14 protein-coding genes are annotated in these 15,709 nt (G+C 40.8%); 10 read left to right on the top strand and 4 right to left on the bottom strand.

All coding sequences use genetic code 11. The features are described from left to right. Positions 1–417: 417 nt before the first annotated feature. Together A3775_RS00705 and A3775_RS00700 are read left to right on the top strand one after the other, a co-directional pair. On the top strand, positions 418–615 hold the full coding sequence (locus tag A3775_RS00705) for a hypothetical protein (RefSeq protein ID WP_066379441.1): 198 nt from the start codon (positions 418–420) through the stop codon (positions 613–615). Between the two features lie 84 nt (positions 616–699). After that, positions 700–1,179, top strand: coding sequence for a Tic20 family protein (locus A3775_RS00700; RefSeq protein ID WP_066379443.1), 480 nt, complete (start codon positions 700–702; stop codon positions 1,177–1,179). A 3-nt stretch (positions 1,180–1,182) separates the two neighbouring features. Here the strand turns inward: A3775_RS00700 and A3775_RS00695 are convergent, their stop codons facing one another. Further along, positions 1,183–1,956, bottom strand: coding sequence for a fumarylacetoacetate hydrolase family protein (locus A3775_RS00695; protein ID WP_066379445.1), 774 nt, complete (start codon positions 1,954–1,956; stop codon positions 1,183–1,185). A 232-nt stretch (positions 1,957–2,188) separates the two neighbouring features. On the opposite strand from A3775_RS00695, the gene rpsF reads away from it, so the two are divergent. Next, a complete protein-coding gene (rpsF, locus tag A3775_RS00690; RefSeq protein WP_066423442.1) occupies positions 2,189–2,515 on the top strand; it encodes a 30S ribosomal protein S6 in 327 nt (108 codons plus the stop codon). A gap of 205 nt (positions 2,516–2,720) precedes the next feature. Next, positions 2,721–3,281: an Npun_F5560 family protein gene (locus tag A3775_RS00685; RefSeq protein WP_066379451.1), complete on the top strand. Its 561-nt coding sequence runs from the start codon at positions 2,721–2,723 to the stop codon at positions 3,279–3,281. Between the two features lie 351 nt (positions 3,282–3,632). Here the strand turns inward: A3775_RS00685 and A3775_RS00680 are convergent, their stop codons facing one another. Next, positions 3,633–3,986 carry an STAS domain-containing protein gene (locus A3775_RS00680; RefSeq protein WP_066379454.1) on the bottom strand — a complete coding sequence of 118 codons (354 nt, stop codon included), beginning with the start codon at positions 3,984–3,986 and terminating at the stop codon, positions 3,633–3,635. A 460-nt stretch (positions 3,987–4,446) separates the two neighbouring features. On the opposite strand from A3775_RS00680, the gene A3775_RS00675 reads away from it, so the two are divergent. Further along, positions 4,447–5,076, top strand: coding sequence for a DedA family protein (locus tag A3775_RS00675; protein WP_066379457.1), 630 nt, complete (start codon positions 4,447–4,449; stop codon positions 5,074–5,076). 70 nt (positions 5,077–5,146) lie between these two features. On the opposite strand, the gene A3775_RS00670 is transcribed toward A3775_RS00675, so the two are convergent. Further along, positions 5,147–6,346: an argininosuccinate synthase gene (locus A3775_RS00670; RefSeq protein ID WP_066423441.1), complete on the bottom strand. Its 1,200-nt coding sequence runs from the start codon at positions 6,344–6,346 to the stop codon at positions 5,147–5,149. 370 nt (positions 6,347–6,716) lie between these two features. Here A3775_RS00670 and A3775_RS00665 point away from each other — a divergent pair, with 370 nt between their 5' ends. From A3775_RS00665 to recG, 5 genes are all read left to right on the top strand, one after another. Beyond that, positions 6,717–7,691 carry a glycosyltransferase family 2 protein gene (locus tag A3775_RS00665; RefSeq protein WP_066423439.1) on the top strand — a complete coding sequence of 325 codons (975 nt, stop codon included), beginning with the start codon at positions 6,717–6,719 and terminating at the stop codon, positions 7,689–7,691. A 158-nt stretch (positions 7,692–7,849) separates the two neighbouring features. After that, positions 7,850–8,635, top strand: a complete 786-nt coding sequence (rpsB, locus tag A3775_RS00660) for a 30S ribosomal protein S2 (protein WP_066423438.1) — start codon at positions 7,850–7,852, stop codon at positions 8,633–8,635. Positions 8,636–8,800: 165 nt separating this feature from the next. After that, the gene (tsf, locus tag A3775_RS00655) at positions 8,801–9,736 is read left to right on the top strand and encodes a translation elongation factor Ts (RefSeq protein ID WP_066423437.1); all 936 of its coding nucleotides are present in this window, start codon (positions 8,801–8,803) and stop codon (positions 9,734–9,736) included. Between the two features lie 281 nt (positions 9,737–10,017). After that, the gene (locus A3775_RS00650) at positions 10,018–10,977 is read left to right on the top strand and encodes a hypothetical protein (RefSeq protein ID WP_066379467.1); all 960 of its coding nucleotides are present in this window, start codon (positions 10,018–10,020) and stop codon (positions 10,975–10,977) included. A 72-nt stretch (positions 10,978–11,049) separates the two neighbouring features. Next, a complete protein-coding gene (recG, locus tag A3775_RS00645) occupies positions 11,050–13,530 on the top strand; it encodes an ATP-dependent DNA helicase RecG (protein WP_066379468.1) in 2,481 nt (826 codons plus the stop codon). Between the two features lie 166 nt (positions 13,531–13,696). Here the strand turns inward: recG and A3775_RS00640 are convergent, their stop codons facing one another. Continuing rightward, a complete protein-coding gene (locus A3775_RS00640) occupies positions 13,697–14,581 on the bottom strand; it encodes a ParA family protein (protein ID WP_066379469.1) in 885 nt (294 codons plus the stop codon). Positions 14,582–15,709: the final 1,128 nt, after the last annotated feature.

The following is a 15,709-nucleotide window of genomic DNA, read 5'->3' as shown; positions in this document are numbered from 1 at the left end:
GTCTTTTGACTACTGTACAGACACGATTAACCGTGTTTCTACTATTGACTTCCATAAGTGCTAATTTACTGATTGTTAGCCGCCGACTAAGTTCATAGATTAACTATCATAAACCTGTTTACGGGAATATGAACTTTTATGCTATTGTTTCGCCTACAGTAATAATTTATGTAAGAGTCTTGAGCCAAAAGCTAATTCTCTCAAACTAACGACATACAATAAATTCAGGTTCACTTGGCGATTGTTTACTACTAACCCCATTTTTGCCAAAAAGAGTGCTGAAGGTTACTCTGAGGCAACCTGCACCAAGGAAAACTCAATTGATTAGCAGCCTTCAGCATCTCTTAGGACACCGCTAAAGTGTGTCCTATTCTGGAAGAATGTGGAGCATGATGAGGATTTACGGGAGGGTTTTGCATGCTAGTCATGTTAATGGATGATCAAATCCTTGCCCCTGAGCAGGTTTGCCAGTCTTGTTTATTGGCTGATAATAGTGGTCAACCGCGTTGGCGTGCAGGACAATTGTACTGTGGTAAAGTTATTCGTAAGCTTGTAGAACAGCAGTCCGAACAGTATGAGTGTCTGATGGGTTTTCGCATTGCCGAAATAGGATAAACCATAGTTTAACGAGAACGGCTGAGTAACTGCGTTATCCTAGGCTCAAGTAATCATCATATTTTAGCCACAGGAGAATGCACAATGGCTTGGCGCGGGTCTACAACAATTTCTGAGAGAATTTTTGCTTGTTTACCTTATCTTCTGCCCATAGTTGACAGTTTAGTATTTGGGAGTTTTTTGTTAAGACAATTTCCTGTCTTACAATTACTGTTGTTACCTTTGCAACCAGTGTTAATAGTTTACGGTAGCTTAGGTCAATTGGGACAACTTCTAGTTTTCTTTGGTTTATTTATATTCGTGGTGAGAAACGAGAAAATTAGTCATTTTATTCGTTTCAACACGATGCAGGCGATTCTGCTTGACATTGTGATATTTTTGTGTAGTGTATTGGTGCGAGTTTTGACGCAAATTCCCAATACTGGCTTCGCAATTGAAACTATAGCCAATACCATATTTTTGGGGATTACAGCAGCAGTTATCTATTCGGTTGCCCAGTCATTGTTAGGGCGTTATGCAGAAATTCCTGCTCTTTCTGATGCTGTCTATATGCAAGTGCGCTAAAACTTAACAGGATGCCACTGTGTTTTCTAGGCGACCGATACCTTCAATTTCAATACGGACGCGATCGCCTGGATGCAATTGTCCTATACCCTGGGGTGTACCTGTCAAAATCACATCTCCAGGTAACAATGTCATCACTTGACTAATATAAGATACTAAAAAATCTGGGGGAAAAACCATCTGATCAATAGCAGCAGATTGCACCGGATTGGCATCATCATTGACAAAGGTTTGTAATCTCGCACCCGGATTTAATTCTCGGACAATCCAAGGGCCTAAAGGACAGAAAGTATCAAAACCTTTGGCTCGTGTCCATTGTCCATCTTTTTGTTGTAAATCTCGCGCTGTGACATCATTGGCGATGGTATAACCCCATATTTTGGTTTGGGCTGCTTCTGGTGTACAGTTAAAGGCGCGATCGCCAATTACCAGTGCTAATTCTCCTTCATAATCTACTCTTTGCGACTGGGGAGGATACTTAATTGCTGTTTCTGTAGCAATAACTGTTGTCGGTGGTTTGAGAAAAATTAACGGTTCAACCGGGACTAGAGTTCCCATCTCTGCTGCATGATCTGCATAATTTTTCCCCACAGCCACAATCTTAGAAGGAGCGCAGGGAGCCAAAATTTGATATTTGTCTGATTCTAAAATTAAATCTGTGGGCTGTCCTTGCAACCAGGGAGGTGCATCTAGCACCTGGACATTGAGAGATAGTTGTAACAACCCATAATAAATTTTTCCCTCTCGATTTTGAACTCGCACATAGCGTTGAGCCATAATTTTAATCAATATCCTTTTGTCTGATGTTGAAAGTAGCTATCTGGCTGGTGGATGCTCTCTGGATTACAAAAGCCAATTTTTGGCAGCTTGGGCTGATGATTTAAATTAAAAACTGGTAAGATTATAGTTCCTTGTTGCTTCATTTGTTGATTTATCCTGGTAGCTTCTAGCATAACCAACGTATAAATTAACATCAGCAGCCAGTTTGTCCACAAGGAGACTAACAATCATGACCACAGTTTACGAAACACTATATATTCTGCGTCCTGACCTGACAGATGAACAAGTAGAGCAAGCGATCGCCAAATATCAGAACATCCTTCAAGAACAAGGTGCTGAGAATCTCGAAATCCAAAATCGTGGTAAGCGTCGTCTGGCTTATGAAATCGATAGACATCGTGATGGCGTTTACATTCAGTTCAACTATACAGGCCCAGGAACTGCGATCGCTCCTTTAGAGCGTGCTATGCGCTTGAGTGAAGAAGTAATTCGCTACCTGACAACTAAATATGAAGTAACAGAAGCACAAGCAGAATCAGAAGCTGTAACCGCTTAAGGTAATTTTGCCGTCAACTGTCTTGGGTGTTAAGTTTTTATGACTTAGTACCCAACAGTTGTAAAAGTTAAATCAAAAAAATTTACCTTTTGCCTTTTGTGATTGAGTTGGGAATGCTACATTAACAGGTACTTGCCAAAAGCAATGCGTTTGCAGTTATACCTAAAGATTGAACACCATTCTTCAATCGGAGCTTTTAGCCACCGTGAGCCAAACTGAGACACCCAACATCCAAGCTCTCTCTGCGGAAATATCGCAGTTGCGACAAGAACTACAGCTACGCGATCAATTAGTGCAGCAGCTATCTCAAGAATTGTTTCGGCTAGTCAAGGGCAATACTAATTTTATGCCCCAGCGATCAGAGCCAGAACCTAACTTGAGTCAGTTACAAGCTTTACAAGAACAACTTCAAGCTGTTGAAGAACAAGTGACGTTCTACCAAGAACAAATCACCTCTCGTGACACGGAAATCTACCAACTGCGCCAATCAGTACAAGAACTGACTGATCGCAGTCGGATGTTAGAGCAAGTAGTCCAGGAATTGCCGCAAATTTACCGTCGTAAGTTTGAAGAACGCATGGCACCAGTCAGAGAAAAAGTGTCCATGTTACAACGGGAAAACCGTCAACTGCGAGCAGAACTTCAAAGTGTAAGTTACCGTTTGGCTTTGAAAACCCGCACTTCTAGCCATAGTGGTATTGACTTACCAAATTTCCCTCGTCCTTTATCTGGAGAAGGTAATGTTTCTGCTGTGCAGAACGCCTAAATAACTCACAATCAATTTACTTGATTGATATTTAACAGCAATAATAAAATTTTTCCTGGATGATTAATTTCTCAGGTATCTAGGGCCAAAAAATTTACTTTTTTTCTTTGGTGTTATCTGCTAACTATACGGGGTAGCATGGGTAGCAAGCAAATTTAAATGACTTGAACTATCACCCACTGCACGGTTTTGGCTAATCAACAGTGTCAACACTACTGATTAGTCGTCTCCCCAAAAATCTTATTGTCTCAAAAGCATAACCAAGAGCATAGGCAATGAGGGGTAATTTATGGTAAATAATTAAAAATACCTTTTTTAAACATTGCCAAATGCTGCTGTAAAAATCAAGGCTTACCTTGCTAATGCTAATTTTTGCTCATTTACCTGAGCAAGTACATCTTCGTAAGTGCCGAAAATTTCAAATACTGAATCTAACTGAGTAAGTTCTAAAATTAAACGTACAGGTGTATGTACGTTACACAAAACTAACCGACAGTCACTTTGACGGGCAGTAGTTAGCCCTTTCACAAGTGAAACTAGGCCGGAACTATCCATAAAATCTACTTCTGCTAGATCGATGACCCAAATTTGATGCGGATGAGGAGATGTTTGAGCCATTTGTTCGCTTAAAGCCATGCCACCTTGTCCGTCTAGGCTGCCTTGAGGCTGAAACAAAAGTATTTGCTGTTCTTGTGTGAGAGTCATAATGATTTTAGTAAGTAATTGGAACACTTAACAAAAGCAAAATTGGAGCATTAATACTGATGAATTGTCAAATGAACATGATTTGTTAAATCCATAACCATAGCAATAACATAGCCCTTTCTTGACAGGATTGATCAGTGTTGAAGCCGTATAATTTGTTTGAACTTCCCTCACTATAGGCACAAACGCTTAAGGAATTCAGTATCAAAGATATCATTTACATAAGTTTTATAGTTTTATCCGGTTTTTATAAATTTTTGATGATAAATTCCTGATGGCTTTACGTAATTCTACGAATGTGATAAATACACTAAAAAAGTGAATTTGTCAAGAAGAAAAATCTGAGCAATGCTATAGAAATTAGTATATATATTTCCCTAAGAGTTGCTTCATTGACACCTCAGACATAAACAAGCAAAGATGTATATAAAGTAAAAAATTGTAAAGGCGGCGGTGCGGGATGTCTCTTGAGTTGATTTCACTAGAAAACATCCAGGAGTTTGCCCAAGATTACGGTTACTGGGCTATTTTTTTGGGGATTTTGCTAGAAAATTTAGGCATTCCCCTTCCTGGTGAAACCGTAACCCTAGTAGGTGGGTTTCTGGCTGGCAGTGATGAACTGAGTTACTGGATAGTTCTCGGTGTAGCCGTTGCTGGTGCTGTAATTGGCGGGATTTGCGGCTACTGGATTGGTAGACTTGGCGGCTGGTCTTTCTTAGTGCGAACAGGTAAAATATTTCGGATTAGTGAAGTACGACTGTTGAATATAAAAGAGCAATTTAGCGAAAACGCCGCTAAAGCTGTATTTTTTGGGCGATTTTTCGCATTATTGCGGATTTTTGCTGCCCCACTCGCTGGTATAGCTGAGATGCCTTTTGGAAAATTTTTGATATACAACCTTTTAGGGGCAAGTGTTTGGGCTGGGTTAATGGTAACGTTAGCCTTTTTCGCGGGTAGAATTGTTTCTCTAGAACAATTAGTTTCTTGGGTGAGTCAATTTGCAATTTTAGCTTTATTAATACTTGTTGCCCTGATTGCGATTCCTTTGTGGTTGGAGTCTCGCCAAGTCAAAGGCGCAACAGAAGATTGACACTTAATGCCAAGTCTGTTGTAGGGTGCGTCAGAATAGATAATTTGACGCACCCTATTTATTGTCAACTTTATTTAGTTTGCTGCGCCCAAATACGTGTAGGTAATCCCCAAACGTAAATAAAGCCTTCGGCTGCTTTATGATCAAACTGATCTTCTGCGCCGTAGGTGGCTAAATCAGGGCTGTAGAGTGAATTATCGCTCCAACGACCGACTATAGTAGCGTTACCCTTGAAAAGTTTCAAGCGCACAGTTCCAGATACTTGCTCTTGGGTTTTTTGAATAAAAGCATCTAAGGCTGCTTTAAGCGGGCTGTACCATAAACCATTGTAGACAAGTTGGGTGTAAGTTTCTTCAATGCCGCGTTTGTAATGGGTAACATCCGCAGTCAAAGTTAAACTTTCTAAATCTCGGTGTGCTTGAATCAACACTAACATCGCTGGTGATTCGTAGATTTCCCGTGATTTAATCCCTACCAAGCGGTTTTCGATCATGTCAATGCGTCCGACACCATGAGTTCCGGCGATGTGATTGATGGCTTGGATGAGTTCTACAGGTTTTTTCGCTGTACCGTTGAGAGTGGTGGGAATGCCTTGTGTAAACCCAATCTCAATATACTCTGGCTCGTTAGGGGTATCAGCGATCGCCTTTGTCATTTCATAGATTTCTTCTGGTGGTTCAAATTTGGGATCTTCCAACACACCAGCTTCTATACTACGACCTAGCAAATTTTTATCAATGCTGTAAGGAGAAGACTTTTTCACTGGGGCGGGGATGCCAAACTGTTCACCATAGGCGATGGTTTGCTCCCGACTCATACCCCATTCCCGCGCGGGTGCTAAGATTTTCAAATTGGGATTGAGGGCTGTGCAGGAGACATCAAACCGCACTTGATCATTACCCTTACCTGTACAACCATGTGCGATCGCATCCGCACCGTATTCTTCAGCAGCTTCTACTAATATCTTGGCAATTAACGGACGAGCTAAAGCTGTTCCTAGAGGATAGCGATTTTCATAGAGGGCGTTAGCTTGAATGGCGGGAAAAGCATAATCTGTCACAAAGCTGTCTTTTACATCCACCACGAGGGATTCACTCGCACCCGATTTTAAAGCTTTTTCTCGGATTGGTTCTAATTCATCTCCCTGTCCTAAATCTGCTGCTAACGTAATCACTTCTTCCACACCCCACTCATTTTTCAGGTAGGGAATGCAAACAGAAGTATCTACTCCACCAGAATATGCTAGAACAACCTTTTTGGCGCGACCCATTTGCTTCTCCAGTTAGGAAAACACATAATAATGAGTCATTATTATATCTAACTACACCATGTATATTTTCTGGATGCAACAACCGTTAGACTAATTCACTACAAATAGAAATTATCTGTAAATATTCTTTTTCAAGGCAAAGTTCATAGCTATGGGGTGTAATTTGCCCAATAGTTGTTATATTTTCATCATTAAAGTACAATTGTACTAAAGAGAAAAATTCTGATTGAATTTAGCCCCACTGGTATAGGTGGGGTTTTTATTGATAATTAAACGCAGATAAACGCAGATAAACGCAGATGAGTCTGTATTTTATGATTAATGGCATTAGAAGGAACTGTGTTAAGTACCGCACTGTCCTATGCTGAAGATGGGTAGTTGTGTTGTGGGTGAGACTGTGTTGATCAGCGTTGTGATACCAACTTATAATCGTCAGCCAATTTTAGAAAAATGTCTGCGTGCTTTAGAAATACAGCAACTAAGTGCATCTAGTGTTGTAGATGGTTATGAAGTGGTTTTAGTAGATGATGGTTCTACTGACGGTACATTAGATTGGTTAGCAGCACATAAAGATGAGTTTCCCCATGTGCGCTGGTTTGAGCAAGACCATGCTGGGCCTGCTGCGGCTCGGAATTTGGGCGTAGAACAGGCACAAGGGGATATAATTATTTTTATAGATAGCGATTTAGTGGTTTTAGACAATTTCCTGCAAGCTCATGCAGATGCTTTGATGCAGGGTAAAGAGAAACTGGGAAGCGATCGCTTTTTTACTTATGGTGCAGTCATTAACACCTGTAACTTTGAAAATCCTACGGCTGAACCATATAAAATTACAGATTTTTCCGCCGCATTCTTTGCCACAGGTAACGTAGCTATTCCCAAACATTGGTTAGACAAAGCCGGACTTTTTGATACAGGTTTTCAACTCTATGGCTGGGAAGATTTAGAACTTGGTGTCAGGCTAAAAAATTTAGGTTTAAAGTTAATTAAATGTCCCGCCGCCGTTGGTTATCATTGGCATCCACCATTTAAGTTAGAACAAATTCCTAACTTAATCGAAAAAGAAATTCAGCGTGGCAGGATGGGTGTTTTATTTTATCAAAAGCATCCCACTTGGGAAGTAAAAATGATGATTCAAATGACTTGGTTGCATCGGTTACTGTGGGGAATTCTCTCATTAAATGGTGCGTTGAATGAAAAAACAATGACACCGTTATTACAATGGTTGATTGATTTAGGTAAACCTCAGTTAGCTTTAGAAATTGCCAGAATTTTCCTCAACTGGTATAACGTCACATCGGTGCGCTCCGAATTCAAAATTCAAAATTCCAAATTCCCAAAATAAAAACTTAATAAAAATGTTATTAGCTTGACCAAATTGGTAAAAATATGTGCTATCCTAGTAGAGTTGTCTAAATTCCGCACATCCGGGAATTCGGGTGTTTCCCAGTAGGGAAATACGCCTGGGTGGAGGTTTAACCCGAATAGGAGTAAAAAAAATATATGCCAGTTGTTTCATTGGCTCAGATGATGGAGTCTGGGGTTCACTTTGGGCATCAAACCCGGCGTTGGAACCCAAAAATGTCTCCTTACATCTACACATCGCGTAATGGTGTACATATCATTGACTTGGTGCAAACAGCCCAGTTGATGGAAGATGCTTACTCCTATATGCGATCGCAAGCCGAGCAGGGGAAAAAGTTTCTGTTTGTAGGCACTAAGCGGCAAGCAGCCGGTATTATTGCTCAAGAGGCTAGCCGTTGCGGTTCTCACTATATTAACCAACGCTGGTTAGGTGGAATGCTGACTAACTGGGCTACCATTAAAACCAGAGTAGACCGTCTCAAAGACTTAGAGCGTCGGGAAGAAAGCGGCGCATTAGATTTATTGCCCAAAAAAGAGGCTTCCATGCTCCGCCGTGAGATGGCAAAGCTACAAAAATACTTGGGCGGGATTAAAACTATGCGGAAAGTCCCGGATATCGTGGTGATTGTAGACCAACGTCGGGAGTATAACGCGGTTCAAGAGTGCCAAAAATTGGGAATTCCCATTGTGTCCATGCTGGATACAAACTGTGACCCAGATGTAGTAGATATTCCCATCCCAGCTAATGACGATGCTATCAGATCAATTAAATTGATAGTGGGTAAATTGGCAGATGCGATTTATGAAGGTCGTCATGGTCAGCTAGATACAGAAGAATACGAAGACTACGAAGGCGCAGAGGAAGATTACGATTACGACGAAAGTGATTACTCTGAATTTGCTACCGACGACGAAGAAGAATAAGCAAAATTAGATAGATGAAGGATGAAGCAAATCATGCTCACACTTCATTCTTCATCTTGTAAGTTCATATTTAATCGCTTTTTCTTCCCCAGCCCTGAGTAAGATAGAAATACTCAACACCCGTGAGCGATGATAACTCAAGGTCAAGTTAGGAATTGAGGCAACATGGCGGAAATATCTGCAAAACTCGTCCAAGAGCTACGCCAAAAATCTGGTGCGGGCATTCTGGACTGTAAAAAAGCCCTGAACGAAACCGAAGGCGACTTAGAAAAAGCTATAGAATGGCTACGGAAAAAAGGCATTGCTTCGGCGGGTAAGAAAAGCGATCGCATTGCGGCAGAAGGTTTAGTAGACACCTACATTCAGCCAGATGGCAAAGTGGGCGTACTCATTGAAGTCAACTGTCAAACCGATTTCGTTGCCCGTAACGATGCTTTTAAAATTCTTGTTAATAACCTAGCCAAGCAAGCTGCAACTGCTGATAGTGTTGAGTCTTTGCTGGCTCAACCTTACGTAGCAGATGCGAGTGTCACCGTGGATGAGTCCATCAAGCAAGTAATTGCTAATTTAGGTGAAAACATTCAGGTTCGTCGCTTTGTCAACTTTGCTAGTCAGGATACACCAGGGGTAGTAGACAGCTACATCCATACTGGTGGTCGAGTCGGTGTGTTAGTAGAGGTGAGTTCCCCAGCAGCTGGTACTAACGAAGAACTCCAAGCATTGGCACGCAATTTAGCAATGCAAGTTGCAGCTTGTCCCAATGTTGAGTATGTAAGTGTAGACAAAATTCCTGCCGAAATTGTCCAAAAAGAAAAAGACATCGAAATGGGCAAGGAAGATTTGGCGAATAAACCAGAAAATATCAGAGAAAAAATCGTTCAGGGTCGGATTGAGAAACGCCTGAAAGAAATGACTCTGTTAGATCAGCCTTACATCCGCGACCAAAGTATTTCTGTAGAAGACTTGGTGAAGCAAGTTAAGGCTAAAGTTGGTGGAGACGTGGAAGTGCGTCGTTTTGTTCGCTATATCCTCGGCGAAGGTATTGAAAAACAAGAAAGTAACTTTGCTGAAGAAGTAGCAGCCCAAATGGGTCAGAAGTAGTTTGAGTGCTTAATTGACTGCACTAGATACAGGTCAAGCAAATAGCCTGACCTGTATTTTATTTATCAGCTCAGGTCTTACGCAACTGACACATTAGTAGGGTGCGTCAGATGTGAAAAATATGTTTATTTTTAACCAATTATTTTTTCTGACGCACCCTAGAAGAAACTTTGATGATGACGCTTGTGTAAGTCCTCAAGCTAAAATACTGTGGATGATGATTTGCAAATAACTGCGTACATTTGTACCATGAAGGTTCAGGTGGATAAGCAAAGGAAAGTATGGCTAGAGCAATTGAGCGAATAGAAAAGGATATTGCGGTGTTGCAAGAAGCGATAGAAGCGATCGCCACACAACTTTATGCAGCTTATACTAATTATCTCACCAACTTGGGTCAAGGACTGCGAAAACAGTTAATTCTGGCTACTTATCATCTATGTACCCAAGGGTATCCCGACAATTTTTTGCGGTTATCCTTGAATCAACGGCAACAATTACAACAAAATATCCGTAAATTAGGTCAAAAAGCTGCTGAACAATTACTGACTCATCTTGCCAGTGAACAAGAACCAGAGGAAGATGAGGCTTCAGCTACCAGTAACGTGGAAGATGCGGAAGATGAGGCTTCAGCTACCAGTAACGTGGAAGATGCGGGAGATGAAACCGATGAAACAGAGGAAGACGAGACAGAAACATCTCAAATCATGGGAGCAGAAGAAATCTTATCTGTTTTACTAGCCGCTAATCAAACCCGGAAAAACGCTACGTCTGAATCTTATGCCTTTGACAGTTCTAACCCCATCAAGCTGGCAAAATGGCAAAATCACCTAGAAGCAGAAATCCAAAAGACACTCAAAAAAGTTTCTTATGAAGCGAATGTAGTGTTACAAAAAGCGGGAATTTTACCGAAAAAATTACCAGAACCTATCTTAGAAGCAGCTGTAGCTGCATCTGAAGCTTCGGCTGAAATGATGCCAGGGCCGCCCAATCTCTTAAACTTAGTAATTGAGATTGAAAACGGGCAAGATGCAGAAGCATCCAACCTCACCCAAATTATGACGATTAATTTACGGCTAGGAGAAATCGAGTTTGCCGACGCTGCACTTTCCACGAATCGCAAGCAAATCCGGGAAATCTTAGTGCAACTGTCTAAAATAGGCAAAGAATATCAAAAAAAACAAAGAGAACGCTCAATAGCCGAAGCTGAATCTGCATGGCGTGCTAGCTGGTACGAAGATTAGTTAATATTCTCACATTCATAGTATAAAGTAGTGACCAATAACCAATAACTAATGACTAATGACTAATAACTAATGACTAATGAGCAACCAGATTGGATACGCTTACATAAAGCCTTGACAGTAGAAGCAGAATACGGCTTTCAAGACTTGATGGGTAAACAATACCGTTTTAGTGAATTTCTCAGCTTGACTTTTGGGAAATTCCCTTCAGGTTTACCATCGATTGAGCGTCGTCGCTGGCAAGATTTAGCAATTCAATTTGCTCAGTATCCGCATCTGGAACTGCAACAACGACAACATTTAATAGCAGAAACCCGCAGGTATCTTTACCAACTGCAACAAGAAGAAAGGGAGCAGGATAGTAGGGTAGCAGAGGAGCAAGAGAAAAGCTATAAATCGAAAGTTCCCAATTCTGCGCCGGTTGTGGCAGAAGTTAGCCGCAGATTAGCCCCCAAAATTGACCAAAAACTCAGCGATTTGCCAGAAATCGGCATTCGTAAAGCAGATAAGTTAGCAGCTTTGGGTTTGTATACGGTGCGCGATTTGCTGTTTTACTATCCCCGTGATCATATTGACTATGCGCGTCAGGTGAATATCCGGGAGTTAGAAGGGGGTGAGACGGTAACGATTATCGCTACTGTGAAGCGTTGTAATTGTTTTACTAGCCCCAAGAATAAAAAATTAACGATTTTAGAATTACTGTTAAAAGATAATACAGGTCAAATTAAAGTTAGTCGTTTCTGGGCGGGGGCGCGGTTTAGCAGTCGTGGTTGGCAAGAAAGTTTAAAGCGTCGTTATCCAGTGGGTAGCGTGGTGGCGGCTTGTGGGTTAGTCAAAGGTAGTAAATACGGTTTGACGCTGGATAACCCGGAGTTGGAAGTATTAGCTAACCCTGGGGATACGATTGAATCGTTAACAATTGGGCGAGTTGTACCAATTTATGCACTCACCGAGGGAGTGATGGCGAATATGGTACGTCAAGCGGTGTTAGCTGCTTTACCTGCGACGGTGCATTTAAAAGATCCATTGCCGAAAGGTTTGCGGGAGAAGTATGGTTTGATGGAATTGAAGGATGCGATCGCTAACATTCATTTTCCTAAAGATAGCGATCGCCTACAAGCCGCCCGTCGTCGTCTCGTCTTTGATGAATTTTTCTACCTGCAACTCGGTTTACTGCAACGCCAGCAACAAGCAAAAGCCATTCAAACCAGTGCGGTGCTTGCTCCCAAAGGACAATTAATCGAAAAATTCTACGAAGTTCTACCTTTTCAACTCACCGGCGCACAGCAACGAGTTCTTAACGACATCCTCAACGACTTGCAAAAAACCACACCCATGAATCGACTTGTTCAGGGTGACGTAGGTTCCGGTAAAACAGTCGTGGCAGTGGTAGCAATTTTAGCCGCAATTCAATCTGGCTACCAAGCCGCTTTAATGGCTCCCACGGAAGTATTAGCAGAACAGCATTACCGCAAGTTAGTTAGCTGGTTTAACTTATTATACTTACCAGTGGAATTGCTCACAGGTTCAACTAAAACTGCCAAACGCCGACAGATTCATGCTCAACTAGAAACCGGGGAATTACCCCTGTTAGTGGGAACTCACGCCTTAATTCAAGATCCGGTTAATTTTCAGCGATTAGGGTTAGTAGTCATTGATGAACAACATCGATTTGGCGTGAAACAAAGAGCGTTATTGCAGCAAAAAGGCGAACAACCTCATGTATTAACTATGACAGCTACCCCCATACCCCGCACATTGGCATTAACCATACATGGGGATTTGGAAGTGAGTCAAATTGATGAGTTACCACCAGGGAGACAAGCAATACAGACAACTGTGTTAAGTTCTCAAGAGCGCAGCTTTGCTTATGACTTGATGCGCCGGGAAATTGCCCAAGGTAGGCAGATTTATGTAGTCTTGCCATTGGTGGAAGAATCAGAGAAACTAGACTTGCGATCGGCAGTAGAAGAACATCAAAAGCTGCAAGAAAGTGTTTTCCCAGAATTTCAAGTAGGGCTATTACATGGTCGCATGAGTTCCGCCGAAAAAGACGAAGCCATCACCAAATTTCGGGATAATCAAACGCAGATTTTAGTGTCTACCACCGTTGTAGAAGTTGGCGTTGATGTGCCTAACGCTACAGTTATGCTCATTGAAAATGCTGAACGTTTTGGCTTATCCCAACTACACCAATTGCGGGGAAGGGTTGGGCGTGGTGCAGCTAAATCTTATTGTTTGTTAATGAGTAATTCCAGAAGTCCCGATGCCCAACAACGGCTGAAAGTCTTAGAACAGTCTCAAGATGGCTTTTTCATTTCGGAGATGGATATGCGTTTTCGCGGGCCGGGAGAAGTGTTAGGAACTCGTCAATCTGGTGTGCCAGATTTTACCTTAGCTAGTTTAGTAGATGATGAGGAAGTGCTAATTTTAGCCAGGCAAGCCGCAGAGAAAGTCATAGAATTAGATATGACATTAGAGCGTTGGCCTTTAATGAAGGCAGAATTGAAGTATCGTTATGAAAGATTGATGGGTGGGGCTATTTTAACTTGAAAAGTTGAGCAAATAAAAGTCAAAATAGTGGACTGACACGCCTAAAATGATGCAATAGATTTTTGAGGAAATCAGATAAATCAATAATTTCTGATTTTGCCTAATGCACAAATTTAGCTGTGTCAGTCCACTACTGGAATGCAATTTAATTTATAATTGAGGATGGCTAGAGTTTTTGCAACAATTCTTGAGTTAATTGCATGAATGCTTTAGAACCTGCTGATTGAGGTGCATTTAAAACCACTGGCATAAAACTATCCACAGCTTTAGCAACGCTGATGTCAACTGGAATTTGTGCCTTACAAATTTGTTCTACACCAAAATCTTCGACAACCCTGTGCATCACCTGTTTATAATATCTACCTGTGAGTAAATTGGTGTTACACATACTAAAGACAATACCCAGCATTTTAATATTTATTGTTGCTTCATGTTCATGACTTTCTTTTAACTGGGCAATGCGTCTTTCTAATAGTTGAATTCCCACAACAGACAAAGGTTCTGGCTTGGCTGGCAGCAGGTAAAAATCACTAGCAGCTAAAGCACTACGGGTTAATAAATTGTAACCAGGGGCGCAATCTAAAATAATAAAATCATACTGATCACGCACTGGTTTTAAGATATTATTAATTAAAACTCGTTCAAAACGGTTCCAAACTGTTTCAAAATTTTGTTCACCCAAAGCAATGGTTTGTCTGTGCAGCATTTCTGAGACGACAAACTCATCATATAAATCTATATCTCCCGGTAATAAATTTAATTCTGGCAGATTACAGACTTGAGTTTGAGTAATATCATTGATGGTTAACTGAGAATTCGGATCAGGATTGATAACTTCATCAATGAGATATCTTAATGTGCGTCTTTGTTTGCGACGTTTGGCAAATTCCAGAGGCGACATCAGACTAAGTGTGGCACTGATTTGGCTATCTAAATCTAGAACCAGGACTTTTTTACCATGATTTTTCGCCAAACAAGTTGCTAAGTTCACAGTGAGGGTAGTTTTCCCTACACCGCCTTTCATATTTGCAGTAGCGATTACATATCCCATTGTTAATTCCTCTGATGACGCGTTCCCATTCAGGTAGCGCACACCCCTTCTGAACAATTGAAACTTCCGTTAAATATAATATTTACGGGGAATCAAAAGAGTTGTGTCAGCAAGATTGCCTCGATAGAGTATATAGCAACTTGGCTGAAGTTGGGAGATGTCTGGGAAAAATGTAGAGATGTTTTATGAAACGTCTCTACATTTATAGGATATAGGTATCCTGTGGGATATTCATGGATGACGGGGTTGCTAGTATGCTTTGAGGCTTGATAAATATCCTCTCTCACTGGTTTTGAGTGGAAATGATATATGGTAATTTGCCTAAGTCCTCAGTATGTAATTGCAGTTGTGGTGATGACACCCAATCATGTAGAGAAACAACTGACTTGTTTACAATTGCCTAACCCTAAGATTTAGTCCACCGATAATTCCAGCTTTATCATTGATACTTCAATAATGATTGATGTTGATTCAACATCAGTTTTATCTGTAATAATTCAATATGGAATTTATACACAACATACCTGCCATTTCAGCCGATTGTTGATTGTAAAATATGTCTGTGTTTTGCAAGACACCTTTACTGTGAATTATTTCATAGTGATAATAGCCATATTGATCCAAGTAAATTACTAATGTAAGCTGATTAACAGCAGTCATAGTCAGTAATTTATTAATCATTTTTGTACATCCTTTATGTAGGTTTTATGTGGCTTCATATTTAATTTTCAGCTTTTTATTAGTCCTACAGGATGAAGTTAGATAAGTTTTAACGGAAATTAGAGTAAATGTAAAAGTCAGGACTTAGGCAACTGATATATTAGTAGGGTGCGCCGCAATAGTTGAGAGTCAATCAATCGAAAATGGCATTATGGTAGGACAATCAGTAGGTTTTGATGCTAGCAATCTCTTTAAATTAAGAAAGTGACATTTTTTCCTTGATACTCTGGGGTGATTTTTGATGTTCAAAGTTACCTCCGTATCTGATTCTAAGGGACTTCCAGATAAAAAAATATCCAAAATTTAGGGTGCGTCAGTAAGAGTAACCCTAGCTATACCAATAAAATATTCATTCTGACGCACCCTACTAACAGTCAATTTGGATAATTTATTTTTTGTTGTTCCCTA

This window comes from Anabaena sp. 4-3, from assembly GCF_001597745.1.
Taxonomy (GTDB): domain Bacteria; phylum Cyanobacteriota; class Cyanobacteriia; order Cyanobacteriales; family Nostocaceae; genus Trichormus.
This window is presented reverse-complemented; position numbering and strand designations above follow the sequence as displayed.

What these genes read in the sequence shown, in the direction of transcription:
- A3775_RS00705 (WP_066379441.1), top strand. Translation starts at nt 418, where the DNA reads ATGCTAGTCATGTTAATGGATGATCAAATCCTTGCCCCTGAGCAGGTT.
- A3775_RS00700 (WP_066379443.1), top strand. Translation starts at nt 700, where the DNA reads ATGGCTTGGCGCGGGTCTACAACAATTTCTGAGAGAATTTTTGCTTGT.
- A3775_RS00695 (WP_066379445.1), bottom strand. Translation starts at nt 1,956, where the DNA reads ATGGCTCAACGCTATGTGCGAGTTCAAAATCGAGAGGGAAAAATTTAT.
- rpsF (WP_066423442.1), top strand. Translation starts at nt 2,189, where the DNA reads ATGACCACAGTTTACGAAACACTATATATTCTGCGTCCTGACCTGACA.
- A3775_RS00680 (WP_066379454.1), bottom strand. Translation starts at nt 3,986, where the DNA reads ATGACTCTCACACAAGAACAGCAAATACTTTTGTTTCAGCCTCAAGGC.
- A3775_RS00675 (WP_066379457.1), top strand. Translation starts at nt 4,447, where the DNA reads ATGTCTCTTGAGTTGATTTCACTAGAAAACATCCAGGAGTTTGCCCAA.
- A3775_RS00670 (WP_066423441.1), bottom strand. Translation starts at nt 6,346, where the DNA reads ATGGGTCGCGCCAAAAAGGTTGTTCTAGCATATTCTGGTGGAGTAGAT.
- A3775_RS00665 (WP_066423439.1), top strand. Translation starts at nt 6,717, where the DNA reads ATGGGTAGTTGTGTTGTGGGTGAGACTGTGTTGATCAGCGTTGTGATA.
- rpsB (WP_066423438.1), top strand. Translation starts at nt 7,850, where the DNA reads ATGCCAGTTGTTTCATTGGCTCAGATGATGGAGTCTGGGGTTCACTTT.
- tsf (WP_066423437.1), top strand. Translation starts at nt 8,801, where the DNA reads ATGGCGGAAATATCTGCAAAACTCGTCCAAGAGCTACGCCAAAAATCT.
- A3775_RS00650 (WP_066379467.1), top strand. Translation starts at nt 10,018, where the DNA reads ATGGCTAGAGCAATTGAGCGAATAGAAAAGGATATTGCGGTGTTGCAA.
- recG (WP_066379468.1), top strand. Translation starts at nt 11,050, where the DNA reads ATGACTAATGAGCAACCAGATTGGATACGCTTACATAAAGCCTTGACA.
- A3775_RS00640 (WP_066379469.1), bottom strand. Translation starts at nt 14,581, where the DNA reads ATGGGATATGTAATCGCTACTGCAAATATGAAAGGCGGTGTAGGGAAA.